The 13,043-nt window shown below is 53.3% G+C and carries 12 protein-coding genes; 6 read left to right on the top strand and 6 right to left on the bottom strand.

The window, feature by feature from the left end:
- Positions 1-360 precede the first annotated feature (360 nt).
- The 4 genes from ACHHZ7_RS17290 to fpr all read left to right on the top strand — a co-directional run bounded on the left by ACHHZ7_RS17290 (position 361) and on the right by fpr (position 4,725).
- Positions 361-1,206, top strand: coding sequence for an MIP/aquaporin family protein (locus ACHHZ7_RS17290; RefSeq protein WP_008787032.1), 846 nt, complete (start codon positions 361-363; stop codon positions 1,204-1,206).
- A 22-nt stretch (positions 1,207-1,228) separates the two neighbouring features.
- Positions 1,229-2,737, top strand: coding sequence for a glycerol kinase GlpK (gene glpK / locus ACHHZ7_RS17285; RefSeq protein WP_003028792.1), 1,509 nt, complete (start codon positions 1,229-1,231; stop codon positions 2,735-2,737).
- Positions 2,738-2,872: 135 nt separating this feature from the next.
- Positions 2,873-3,883, top strand: coding sequence for a class II fructose-bisphosphatase (glpX, locus tag ACHHZ7_RS17280; RefSeq protein WP_008787030.1), 1,011 nt, complete (start codon positions 2,873-2,875; stop codon positions 3,881-3,883).
- A gap of 95 nt (positions 3,884-3,978) precedes the next feature.
- Complete coding sequence (gene fpr, locus ACHHZ7_RS17275; RefSeq protein WP_008787029.1) at positions 3,979-4,725, top strand: ferredoxin--NADP(+) reductase; 747 nt, start codon at positions 3,979-3,981, stop codon at positions 4,723-4,725.
- 63 nt (positions 4,726-4,788) lie between these two features.
- Here fpr and ACHHZ7_RS17270 read toward each other — a convergent pair whose 3' ends face one another.
- Positions 4,789-5,217 carry a DUF805 domain-containing protein gene (locus ACHHZ7_RS17270; protein WP_008787028.1) on the bottom strand — a complete coding sequence of 143 codons (429 nt, stop codon included), beginning with the start codon at positions 5,215-5,217 and terminating at the stop codon, positions 4,789-4,791.
- 100 nt (positions 5,218-5,317) lie between these two features.
- Here ACHHZ7_RS17270 and ACHHZ7_RS17265 point away from each other — a divergent pair, with 100 nt between their 5' ends.
- Together ACHHZ7_RS17265 and tpiA are read left to right on the top strand one after the other, a co-directional pair.
- A complete protein-coding gene (locus ACHHZ7_RS17265) occupies positions 5,318-5,920 on the top strand; it encodes a YiiQ family protein (RefSeq protein ID WP_008787027.1) in 603 nt (200 codons plus the stop codon).
- A gap of 228 nt (positions 5,921-6,148) precedes the next feature.
- On the top strand, positions 6,149-6,916 hold the full coding sequence (gene tpiA / locus ACHHZ7_RS17260; protein WP_003028783.1) for a triose-phosphate isomerase: 768 nt from the start codon (positions 6,149-6,151) through the stop codon (positions 6,914-6,916).
- Positions 6,917-6,955: 39 nt separating this feature from the next.
- On the opposite strand, the gene ACHHZ7_RS17255 is transcribed toward tpiA, so the two are convergent.
- The 5 genes from ACHHZ7_RS17255 to pfkA form a co-directional block, all read right to left on the bottom strand.
- Entirely contained in the window at positions 6,956-8,428 is a 1,473-nt protein-coding gene (locus tag ACHHZ7_RS17255; RefSeq protein WP_003825206.1) for a DASS family sodium-coupled anion symporter, read from the bottom strand.
- Between the two features lie 113 nt (positions 8,429-8,541).
- On the bottom strand, positions 8,542-9,846 hold the full coding sequence (locus ACHHZ7_RS17250) for an SLC13 family permease (protein WP_060683055.1): 1,305 nt from the start codon (positions 9,844-9,846) through the stop codon (positions 8,542-8,544).
- A 73-nt stretch (positions 9,847-9,919) separates the two neighbouring features.
- A complete protein-coding gene (locus ACHHZ7_RS17245) occupies positions 9,920-10,669 on the bottom strand; it encodes a CDP-diacylglycerol diphosphatase (protein ID WP_020996109.1) in 750 nt (249 codons plus the stop codon).
- A 104-nt stretch (positions 10,670-10,773) separates the two neighbouring features.
- Entirely contained in the window at positions 10,774-11,763 is a 990-nt protein-coding gene (sbp, locus tag ACHHZ7_RS17240) for a sulfate/thiosulfate ABC transporter substrate-binding protein Sbp (protein WP_060683054.1), read from the bottom strand.
- Positions 11,764-11,963: 200 nt separating this feature from the next.
- Positions 11,964-12,926: a 6-phosphofructokinase gene (gene pfkA, locus ACHHZ7_RS17235; RefSeq protein WP_003825214.1), complete on the bottom strand. Its 963-nt coding sequence runs from the start codon at positions 12,924-12,926 to the stop codon at positions 11,964-11,966.
- Between the last annotated feature and the right edge of the window lie 117 nt (positions 12,927-13,043).

Raw genomic sequence — 13,043 nt, 5'->3', positions numbered from 1 at the left:
AAAACGAGCGCACTCTACTTAACACCGATTGTATGAAGCCGCGTCATCCCTGTCCAGCGGCATCCCGCGCAGATTGCGGTTTGCAACACTTTTAGTCTTTCTCCTGGTGACATTACTGTCATAACTCTTAAGTGTTAACAGGTTGATCAGTGAAATGATTCAGCTCACACTATTTTTGTATAACAAATACCTCACAATGGCGCGAAAACGCTCATTTTGTTGATGCAGTACACACATTTTAATTTCGATATTTCTCGTTTTTGCGCGTTAACGATAAATTAACAGTGTGCCTACCGGCTCCGGGGATGTCAGTGACCTTCTCGCACACAATAAACATTAAACTCTCTTCAGGATCCGATTATGAGTCAAACATCAACCTTAAAAGGCCAGTGCATTGCTGAATTCCTCGGTACCGGGTTGTTGATTTTCTTCGGTGTGGGCTGTGTCGCTGCACTTAAAGTGGCTGGGGCTACTTTCGGTCAGTGGGAAATCAGTGTCATCTGGGGTCTGGGGGTAGCGATGGCTATCTATCTGACCGCAGGCGTTTCTGGTGCACACCTGAATCCCGCGGTAACCATCGCACTCTGGCTGTTCGCCTGTTTTGATAAACGCAAAGTTGTTCCTTTTATTATTTCTCAAATTGCCGGCGCCTTTTGCGCAGCGGCACTGGTTTACGGGCTTTATTACAATCTTTTCCTCGATTTCGAACAAACTAACCATATCGTACGCGGCAGTACCGAGAGCCTGGGTCTGGCAGGTACTTTCTCCACCTATCCGAACCCGCATATCAATTTTGTGCAGGCCTTCGCGGTTGAAATGGTCATTACCGCTATTCTAATGGGGCTGATTCTGGCTCTGACCGACGATGGTAACGGTGTACCTCGTGGTCCGCTGGCACCACTGCTGATCGGCTTGTTGATTGCCGTTATTGGTGCTTCCATGGGTCCGCTGACAGGTTTTGCGATGAACCCGGCACGTGACTTCGGACCGAAACTCTTCGCCTGGATGGCCGGATGGGGTGAGATTGCCTTCACGGGTGGTCGCGATATCCCTTACTTCCTGGTTCCGGTGTTTGGCCCGATTACCGGCGCGATTTTGGGCGCATGGGCATATCGCAAACTGATTGGTCGTCATTTACCGTGCGATGTCTGCGCGATTGAAGAAAAAGACGTTGCGGCCAACACTCAACAAAAAGCTTCGCAGTAATGTGACTACGGGACAAAAAATTATGACTGAAAAAAAATATATCGTTGCGCTCGACCAGGGCACCACCAGCTCCCGCGCGGTCGTAATGGACCACGATGCGAATATCGTTGCCGTTTCACAGCGCGAATTCGAACAAATTTACCCGAAAGCAGGTTGGGTAGAACATGACCCGATGGAAATTTGGGCGACCCAAAGCTCCACGCTGGTAGAAGTTCTGGCGAAAGCCGATATCAGTTCCGATGAAATTGCAGCGATCGGTATTACCAACCAGCGTGAAACCACCATTGTCTGGGAACGCGAAACCGGTAAACCTATCTATAACGCGATTGTGTGGCAGTGTCGTCGTACCGCGGATATCTGCGAAAAGCTCAAGCGCGACGGTATGGAAGAGTACATCCGTAATAATACAGGTCTGGTCATTGACCCGTACTTCTCCGGCACCAAAGTGAAGTGGATCCTCGACCACGTAGAAGGCTCACGTGAGCGCGCTCGTCGCGGCGAACTGCTGTTCGGTACCGTAGATACCTGGCTTATCTGGAAAATGACGCAGGGACGTGTACACGTCACGGATTACACCAACGCCTCACGTACCATGCTGTTCAACATCCACTCCTTGGACTGGGATGACACAATGCTGGATGCGCTGGATATTCCGCGTGCAATGCTGCCGGAAGTACGTCGTTCTTCTGAAGTGTACGGCCAAACCAACATCGGTGGTAAAGGCGGCATTCGTATTCCTATCTCCGGTATCGCTGGTGACCAGCAGGCGGCGCTGTTTGGCCAGCTGTGCGTGAAGGAAGGGATGGCGAAAAATACTTACGGTACCGGCTGCTTCATGCTGATGAACACCGGCGAGAAAGCCGTTAAGTCCGAAAACGGACTGCTGACCACCATCGCCTGCGGACCGACCGGGGAAGTGAACTACGCGCTGGAAGGTGCGGTATTTATGGCTGGCGCATCTATCCAGTGGCTGCGTGATGAAATGAAACTCATCAGCGATGCGTTCGACTCCGAATATTTCGCCACCAAAGTGAAAGACACCAACGGCGTGTACGTCGTTCCAGCATTTACTGGCCTGGGCGCACCATACTGGGACCCGTATGCTCGCGGCGCCATCTTTGGTCTGACCCGTGGGGTAAACTCCAACCACATCATCCGTGCCACGCTTGAGTCTATTGCATATCAGACTCGTGATGTTCTGGAAGCAATGCAGGCTGACTCCGGTATTCGCCTGCACGCCCTGCGCGTTGATGGCGGTGCGGTCGCCAATAACTTCCTGATGCAGTTCCAGTCCGACATTCTCGGCACGCGCGTTGAGCGCCCGGAAGTCCGCGAAGTCACCGCATTGGGTGCGGCATACCTGGCCGGTCTGGCAGTAGGCTTCTGGCAGAATCTGGATGAGCTGCAGGAAAAAGCGGTCATCGAGCGTGAATTCCGCCCAGGCATCGAAACCACCGAACGTAACTTCCGTTACAGCGGCTGGAAAAAAGCGGTCAAACGCGCCATGGCATGGGAAGATCACGACGAGTAATACGTCATAGCCGGATGGCAACTGTGCCTTATCCGGCAATATCTTCGTGCGGGGGCAACCCCGCACACACATCAATAATCTCGCCCCCTCCCCTGTGCTACACTTCGCGCCATTCCTTTCAGCTACGAGTTTGCAATGAGACGAGAACTTGCCATTGAATTTTCACGCGTGACCGAAGCGGCCGCGCTGGCTGGCTATAAATGGCTGGGCCGCGGCGACAAAAATACCGCTGACGGCGCGGCGGTAAACGCCATGCGTATTATGCTCAACCAGGTCAATATCGACGGCACCATCGTGATTGGCGAGGGTGAGATCGATGAAGCACCGATGCTGTTTATCGGTGAGAAAGTCGGGACCGGTCTTGGTGATGCGGTCGACATCGCCGTCGATCCTATCGAAGGCACACGCATGACGGCAATGGGTCAGGCAAACGCGCTGGCCGTACTGGCTGTTGGCGATAAAGGCTGCTTCCTGAACGCGCCAGACATGTACATGGAAAAGCTGATTGTCGGCCCAGGCGCAAAAGGGTCTATCGACCTGAACCTGTCGCTGGAAGCCAACCTGCAGAACGTTGCCGCTGCACTCAATAAGCCGCTGAGTGAACTGACCGTCACCATTCTGGCCAAGCCACGCCATGATGAAACGATCGCCGAAATGCAAAAACTGGGCGTGCGCGTCTTTGCTATTCCAGACGGTGACGTTGCTGCTTCCATTCTGACATGCATGCCAGACAGTGAAGTTGACGTGCTGTACGGCATTGGCGGCGCACCTGAAGGTGTCGTTTCTGCCGCCGTCATCCGCGCGCTGGACGGCGACATGCAGGGCCGTTTGCTGGCGCGTCATGACGTCAAAGGCGACAGCGAAGAAAACCGTCGCATTGGCGAACAGGAACTGGCTCGTTGCGCCGCCATGGGCATTGAAGCGGGCAAAGCGCTGCGCCTCGATGAAATGGCGCGTAGCGACAACGTCATTTTCTCTGCCACCGGCATCACCAAAGGCGATTTGCTGGAAGGGATTAGCCGCAAAGGTAATATCGCAACCACCGAAACGCTGCTGATCCGCGGTAAATCACGTACGATCCGGCGCATTCAGTCGATTCACTACCTCGATCGCAAAGATCCCGATGTGCAGGCGCACATCCTGTAATTGATTTGATCAATAGAGCCTTCCAGCCCATATGGGCTGGAAATCTTTCGTCCAACGAACGAAGATAAGGCAATCAAAGCAGACAGGAGAGAACCATGGCAGATTGGGTAACAGGCAAAGTCACGAAGGTACAGAACTGGACCGATGCCCTGTTTAGTTTGACCGTGCGAGCTCCGGTTCTTCCTTTCACTGCAGGTCAATTCACCAAGCTTGGCCTTGAGATCGACGGCGAGCGCGTCCAGCGCGCCTATTCTTACGTCAATGCCCCTGATAACCCCGATTTAGAGTTTTATCTGGTGACGGTTCCCGACGGCAAACTCAGCCCTCGTCTGGCAGCACTGAAGCCTGGCGATGAAGTCCAGGTGGTGAGTGAAGCTGCTGGTTTCTTCGTGCTGGATGAAGTCCCCGATTGCGACACGCTGTGGATGCTGGCAACCGGCACGGCTATCGGCCCATATTTGTCGATTCTGCAATTAGGCAAAGACCTGGATCGCTTCAAAAATCTGGTGCTGGTCCACGCCGCGCGCTATGCCGCCGATTTGAGCTATCTACCGTTGATGCAGGCGCTGGAAAAGCGCTACGAAGGTAAATTACGCATCCAGACGGTGGTCAGTCGTGAAACCGTGGCAGATTCGCTGACCGGGCGTGTACCGGCACTAATTGAAAGCGGTGAACTGGAAAAAGCGGTCGGGCTGCCAATGGATAAAGAAACCTGTCATGTGATGCTGTGCGGAAACCCGCAGATGGTACGCGACACGCAGCAGTTGCTGAAGGACACCCGGCAGATGACCAAACACCTCCGCCGCCGACCGGGTCATATGACCGCAGAGCACTACTGGTAAGAACGTTTCAATGCCCGGTAAACACCCGGGCATTTTGCCGGATGGCGCTTACACTTATCCGGCCTACGAGTCAGCTCTGTACTTTACGTCCTGCGTATCCTTACCATATTTATTTGCGTCCTGGGTGCCAATGAACGCACCCAGATCGATAAGCATACCGACCAGAATCAACGTTGGAACAAAGCGGCCTACCGCCCATTGCCAGACGCCGGGTAACATCGCCCAATTTCCGGCCAGCAGCATCCACGCCAGAATCATCAACAGCGCCCACGCTCCAGAACGCCCACGGTCATGCAGACGTTTTACCGTCACTGCCGCCGTTGGCCATAGCAGACACACCAGACAAAAAGCCGCGGTCTGAATATCGAGTAATTGTTTGCTCGCCAGCGAAAACAGAACCAGCATGCCGACGATCCATAGGCCAATCCAAATCCAGAAATCACGGCGCCCGATGCGCCCTTTAAATGAGAATAACCACTGCTGTATGGTCATGTAAGTTCCTTTATTATTACCTTCCAGAACAGTTTACCCTTTTGACAAGCTCGACGGTTACCGTTTTAATCGTGAGCAGTGAGAATGAAAGGTACGATTGATGAAGCACGGATTTACACTGTTTTTATTATTGTTTTCAGCCTTAACCGCCAGCCCTGCGGCATTGGCGGAAGAGCCATCGACGGCAACCACAGCCCCCTATTTACTGGCGGGCGCGCCGACCTTTGACCTGTCGATTAGCCAGTTTCGCGAAAACTTTAATACACAGAATCCGAAGCTTATCCTGAATGAGTTCCGCGCCATCGACAGCAGTCGCGATCGGGCAAATCTCACCCGCGCGGCCAGCAAAATCAATGAAAACCTGTATGCGTCTTCCGCCCTTGAGCGCGGTACCCTGAAAATCAAAAGCATGCAGATAACCTGGTTACCAATTCAGGGACCAGAGCAAAAGGCAGCTAAAGCGAAAGCGCTGGAATACATGACCGCCGTCATCCGCACCGTCGCACCGCTACTGACGAAGGAACAGAGCCAGAAAAAGCTACAAAAACTGCTCGCCGCAGGCAAAGGTAAGCACTATTACGCCGAAACAGAAGGCGCAATTCGCTATGTCGTGGCAGATAACGGTGAAAAGGGGCTGACCTTCGCTGTTGAACCGATTAAGCTGGCTCTATCTGAAAACCTCGAAGGGTCGAATCCCCCCTAAATTATTCACGTTTCAGGAAGGCGGCGACGCAACGAATCCCCAGGAGCTTACATCAGTAAGTGACTGGGGTGAGAGAGTACAGCCAACGCACCTGCAACGTGGAGAATGACGGGGAAATGACAAAAAGCAAAGCCTTTCGGGGGATGAATCTCTATACTGTTTCACAGACCATGCTGCCCTTACGGGCGGCCATATTCCTTAATTCGCTGACAAGCGTGGAGAAATGAAATGCGACATCCTTTAGTGATGGGTAACTGGAAACTGAACGGCAGCCGCCACATGGTAAACGAACTGGTTGCTAATCTGCGTAAAGAACTGGCTGGCGTTGCTGGCTGTGCAGTAGCGATTGCTCCGCCGGAAATGTATATCGACCTGGCGAAACACGCCGCTGCCGGTAGCCACATCATTCTGGGCGCGCAGAACGTTGACCTGAACCTGTCTGGCGCATTCACTGGTGAAACAAGTGCTGAAATGCTGAAAGACATTGGCGCACAGTACATCATTATCGGTCACTCTGAGCGTCGTACTTACCACAAAGAATCTGACGAGCTGATCGCTAAAAAATTCGCCGTGCTGAAAGAGCAGGGTCTGACTCCAGTTCTGTGCATCGGTGAAACCGAAGCAGAAAACGAAGCGGGCAAAACTGAAGAAGTTTGTGCACGTCAGATCGACGCGGTTCTGAAAACTCAGGGCGCGGCAGCATTCGAAGGCGTCGTTATCGCTTACGAACCAGTATGGGCTATCGGTACCGGTAAATCTGCAACTCCTGCTCAGGCTCAGGCTGTTCACAAATTTATTCGTGACCACATTGCTAAAGCTGACGCGAAAATCGCTGAGCAAGTAATCATCCAGTACGGCGGTTCTGTAAACGCGGCTAACGCGGCAGAACTGTTTGCTCAGCCGGACATCGACGGTGCGCTGGTTGGTGGTGCTTCTCTGAAAGCAGACGCCTTCGCCGTCATCGTTAAAGCAGCAGAAGCCGCTAAACAGGCTTAAGTTGTTAAGGCGGGAGGAGCACTCCTCCCGCTGTATTAACTACCAGTATCCCAACCAGTGCCACCAGAAGGCGCCGGTCACCCCCCAAATGGTCAGGTTGACCACACTCATCACCAGGCCCGTTTTCCACCACTCCGCCAGCGTGACATAGCCCGAACCAAAGATGATCGGCGCAGTACCCGTGCCATAGTGCGTGAGCGACATCATCAGGGAGGAGGAGAAACCGAGCATTAAACCAAGCAATGCTGGCGGCGCGCCGAGGCCTAATCCTGCGGCGAAGAACGCAGCGAACATAGCCGTAATATGCGCAGTAGTGCTGGCGAAAAAGTAGTGCGAGTAGACGTAAAGCAGAATCAACAGCAGCGTTGCAACACTCCAGTGCACGCCAAGATGGTCGATTGCACTACCAACGCTGGTTGCCAGCCATCCCACCAACCCCAGTTTGCTGAGAAAATCCGCCATCATCACCAGTGCGGCAAACCAGACTATCGTATCCCATGCCCCGCGGCATTTAAGAATGTCATCCCAGCTCAATACGCCCGCCATCAATAGAATCGACAAACCAATTAACGCGGCGCTAGTGGGGTTTACGCTCCAGGCACTGCCCATCAGCATCGCTGGAACACCCGCCCACAGGCAGAGCAGCAAAATGAACACTGCCAGGGTGATTTTTTCTGCCAGTGATAGTGGACCCAGCGCATCCAGTTTTTGCCGCGCGAACTGCGGCGCATTTGGCGTGCGCGTGATAGCTGGCGGATAGAGCCACCAGATTACAATCGGCATGACAACCAGTGATACCAGAGCGGGAAGAAGCGCCGCAATAGCCCACATTCCCCAGGTCATGTTCAGCACGCCATCCGTCCCCTTCGTCAAAAAGCTGACGATTAACGGGTTAGGTGCGGTCGCGGTGATGAACATTGCCGAGCTGATCGGGTTAATGTTGTAGTTCACCAGCGCGAGATAACGGCCCGTTGAGCCATTCTCGGCATGGCCTGGCTGCGAGCCGAGGCTCTCCGCAATCGCCCGCATTACCGGGTGGATAATGCCGCCACCACGCGCGGTATTGCTTGGCGTTACGGGTGCAATTAGCGTTTCCGCAAGGGTTAATGCCCACGCAATACCCAGCGTTCTTTTACCAAATAGCGCAATAAACCCGTAGCCAATACGCGCTCCCAGGCCAGTCTTTAACAGACTTTGCGACAGCATAATGGATAAACCAATCAGCCAGATTAACTGGTTCGAAAAGCCACTCAACGCATCGTTCAACGCCGCGGAGGGTTTGCCGGGGTTAGTAACGCCAGTCATAGCCACCAGCATAATCGCCACAATCGCAATTGCGCCAATGGGCATAGCTTTACCGATAATCGCAGCGATCGTACCAATAAACAGTGCCAGCAGGTGCCACGCTTGCGGGGTTACGTCAGGAGGACACGGGATAACAAACCAGATGGTCAGCGTAATCACGAGCGAGATGATGGCAGGCCAACAGCGGATGGGGGTCAAACTGTCCATGAATCAATCCTTGAGTTTCCAGTGCGCAAATCTGCGCTCGGGCATTAACCGATATTGCCGCACATAATACAATTCACTCACTCACAAAACATAAAATTAACATTTTGATACATCTACAGTTTTCCTAACACCGTAAACCAGGCGTAATCCAGCGGCAGAAGAATCAAATACGTTGCCGCCGCCAGTGCGATACACAGCAGCATCCCCGCCCTTGCAGGTACTTTCCCGAGCGCCATCGCCACTACAATCGGTGAAGCCTGATACGGCAACAGTGGCGTGGAATAACCCAGCACCTGGATCATAATCACCGACAACAGCGGGAATCCCGTCGCATCGGCAAAACTTTGCGCCAACGTGGTATACAGCGCCGGAACACCGTTCGCCGTCATAATAAAATTAAGCGCTGTGGTAATACCGGTCAGCGCGAGGAAACTGGTAAACGGCTTTTCCGCATCCAGCGGCATCACCTGTAACAGCGCTTCGCCAACAGCGCTACCAATACCGGTTTGCGTGACGGTGATCGCCAGCCCCAGAATACCCGCCACATAAATACAGGTACGAATGTTGACCCCAGTGGAAAACTCGTCGCCATTGATAAAGCCAACCCGTGGTAGCAATGTGATAACTGCCGCAGCCAGTCCGGTCCACGCAGGGCCAATGCCGTGCCAGCTTTCGCTTACCCACAAGAACAGCACCACCGCTAACATCCAGGCCAGACGTTTTTCATCCCGGCTCATCGGCTCCGGCGGCGTGAGATCGCGCGGCTCATGCGGCTTGCCAGGGAACAACCAGCAGATAAGCACAATGAGCACCGCGCCTTTAAGCCAACCCAAAACCGGCGTATGCAGCAGCAAATAGGGAAGATAATTGAGGTGGATACCGTAAGAGCCTTCCGCCGCGCCGCTCATCACCAGATTCGGTACGTTAGCGGGTAAAATCGTCGCAGAAAGCTGGAACGTCCCAAACCCGACGGCCAGTGCCAGACCATACCAGGCGCGCGTGCCGTCGTTAATTCCAGCCCGTTTCGCCATCGCCGCGACGATCGGCATCAGCAGCGCAATGCGGCCCATGTTGGATGGCATTACAAATGCCAGCGCGTAACTCAGCAGCACTACGCTCGCCACCATTAACGGCCAGGAATCAGTCAACCTCGATGACAGCGCCCTCGCCGCCCTGTCCGCCAGCCCCGTTTTACGAATCGCGATACCCAGTACAAAACCGCTAAACACCAGCCAGAATGCGGAGGACGCAAAGCCGCCAAAAATCACATCCGGTGGCGCAATTTTGGCGACCATCGCCACGGCAAAGAACAGCAGCGCCGTTATAAACTCCGGCAGCAGCGACGTAGCCCAGAGCAGAATGGTGATACCAACCACCAGAGAGGGGATAAACAGAGGGTGTGTAAGCCAGAGCGACATGCCTGTCTCCTGTTGTTTTTTTCAACAAGAATACGGGGACAGGCATGCGGAGTAAACGCCAGATTAGGTGGGGTTAACGCAGAATATCACATTGATGATCCTGAATTTCCTCAGCGGAGGCGAGATTCAGAGCCAGCAGATTGCGCTGAGTAGCCAGCAGGACAAAGGATTCGTCGCTCTGGCGCACCATCGCCAACGCATAGCTGCCCATATGCTCACGCGCATCCGGCACCTCTTCCGCCAGCATCATAAACGGGCTGCGTTGTGCCAGTTCATTTTCCGTGACGCGACGCGCCAGATATTCATGACCGCGCAGCCCACCCGGTAATGGTAGCCAGCGGGTGCTGATTTTCGCCAGGTTGTCATCCAGCTGCTTTCTGACATCGGTTCGCAGGCAGGAGATATGAATATGCAGGTGATTTTGCGTACGCCCGCTACGTGAGTTAATGGTCAGAGAGACTGCTTTGTCAGGGATTTCCTGGCCGTATTTTTGGCTCATAAAGCTACGCGCCTGCCAGGCCAGCCAGAAAAAGTTCGGCGTGCCTGATTTCAACAGCAGCGGACTTTCCGTACCGTTGATCCGCCAGGTAGGCATCAACAGATATTGCAGTGGGCCGTTACGGTCTTTGAACACCACATATCCGGCATCCGGCTTTACTTCAGCGCATGGGGCGGGGTCCTGCTGCTGCAACTGGTGCGGCAGGCATTGCTGAAGAACGATCTGGCGTAATGCGTCCGGGTTGCCGGTGAATTTCCAGTACCCGATACCTGCAGCGGCGGCGACCACAATCACCGCCAGTAAAAGATAGCCTGCTTTTTTCATTACGCGTTTCCTGTATCCCATTGAAGGGCAAGAGTAACGCAAAACCATGACAAATAAAAAACCCGGTCGCGCTTGGCCACCGGGTCGGTAAATCACAGACTTATTTATCGTTTACTGATTTGGTCGAACGTACCGCCGTTAGAGAAGTGCTCTTTCTGCGCTTTCGTCCAGCCGCCAAACTCTTCGTCGATAGTGAACAGCTTCAGCTTCGGAAATGCGTTTTCGTATTTCTTCGCGACTTCTGCATCACGTGGACGATAGTAGTTTTTCGCCGCAATTTCCTGGCCTTCCGGAGAGTAGAGATACTTCAGGTAAGCTTCCGCCACCGCTTTGGTGTCTTTCTTTTCCACCACTTTATCAACCACGGACACGGTCGGCTCCGCGAGGATAGATTCACTCGGGGTCACTATCTCGAATTTATCTTTGCCCAGCTCGTTCGTTGCTAACAGCGCTTCGTTTTCCCAGGCAATCAGCACATCGCCGATACCACGTTCAACGAAGGTATTGGTTGAACCACGTGCACCAGAATCGAGTACCTCAACGTTTTTATACAGGGCCTTCACAAAGTCTTGTGCCTTGGCCTGATCGCTGTTGTTGTGGTGCAGGGCATAGCCCCATGCCGCCAGATAGTTCCAGCGAGCTCCGCCGGAGCTTTTCGGGTTTGGCGTAATGACCGACACGCCCGGTTTGATTAAATCGTTCCAGTCATGAATTTGTTTGGGATTGCCTTTGCGGACCAGGAACACGATGGTGGAGGTGTAAGGCGCAGAATTATCCGGCAGGCGTTTAATCCAGTTTTTATCGATACGGCCACGTTCAGCAATGGCATCCACGTCGTAAGCCAGTGCCAGCGTCACAACATCGGCTTCAATACCGTTGATGACGGAAGTCGCCTGTTTACCCGAACCGCCATGCGACTGGCGGATCACAACGTTGTCGCCCGTTTCCTGCTTCCAGTGCGCGCTGAAGGCCTTATTGTACTGCTCGTACAATTCACGCGTTGGATCGTACGATACGTTAAGTAACTGAATATCCTTTGCCAGAACGCTGGTCGATGCCAGCAATAATGTTAACCCTACGCCCCATTTGTTCATCGCCCAGCTCTCTTAGGTAGTGTTGTGATGAGCAAAGCGTGCCAGAAAGGAATCCAAACATTAAAGAATAAAAAAAGATTTGCTATAACTTGGGGGAATATATGGAGTCGAGTTTTTGCCTGATGGCGCTACGCTTATCAGGCCTACGATTTGCATCATGTAGGCCGGATAAGGCGCAAGCCGCCATCCGGCAATTGCAATTAGTACAGTTTTTTCGCGCAGTCCAGCCAGTCACCTTTGAACGGACGCTTCATGTTTTCGATAGCGTCGATGATGTCGTGGTGAACCAGCTGCTCGTTCTGAATACCTACGCAGCGACCGCCGTGACCTTCCAGCAGAAGTTCAATGGCATAGGCGCCCATACGGGATGCCAGGATACGGTCGTAAGGAACCGGGGAACCACCACGCTGAATGTGACCCAGTACGGTTGCACGCGTTTCACGACCCGTTTCTTTCTCAATGTAATGCGCCAGTTCGTCAACGTCACACATGTGTTCAGTGATCGCTACGATTGCGTGTTTTTTACCTTTCGCGATGCCCGCTTTGATTTCAGTAACCAAATCGTCACGGCTGAATTCCACTTCCGGAACCACCACGAACTCACAGCCACCGGCAATCGCTGCTGCCAGGGTCAGGTCACCACAGTAGCGGCCCATCACTTCAACGATAGAAATACGCTGGTGAGAAGAAGAGGTATCACGCAGACGGTCAATCGCTTCGACAACGGTACCCAGAGCGGTGAAGTAACCGATGGTGTAGTCGGTACCTTTGATATCATTATCGATAGTGCCCGGCAGACCGATGCATGGGAAGCCCATTTCAGTCAGGCGTTTTGCACCCATGTAAGAACCGTCACCCCCGATAACAACCAGGGCGTCGATGCCACGCTTCTTCAGGTTTTCGATCGCCACCGCACGTACGTTTTCATCACGGAATTCCGGGAAGCGAGCAGAACCGAGGAAAGTACCGCCACGGTTGATCATGTCGGACACGCTGTAGCGGTCAAGCTGGACCATACGGTCTTCATACAAACCCAGGTAGCCATCATGGATCCCCATGACTTCCAGCCCTTCCGTCAACGCTGCACGTACAACACCACGGATTGCTGCGTTCATGCCCGGCGCATCACCGCCGCTTGTCAACACACCGATTTTCTTAATCATGACTACCTCTGAACTTTGGAATGCAAAATGAAATCTGCTGCCGGAAGTCGATTCCGCATATCGAAACGATCCAACGAATATGCAGATAGTATAACAATCACTTCCTGCTGAATTGAT

It is taken from the genome of Citrobacter freundii complex sp. 2024EL-00216 (assembly GCF_043945515.1).
GTDB classification, from domain to species: domain Bacteria; phylum Pseudomonadota; class Gammaproteobacteria; order Enterobacterales; family Enterobacteriaceae; genus Citrobacter; species Citrobacter portucalensis.
The sequence above is the reverse complement of the archived record's forward strand: the minus strand, read 5'-3'. Positions and strand labels throughout refer to the sequence as shown.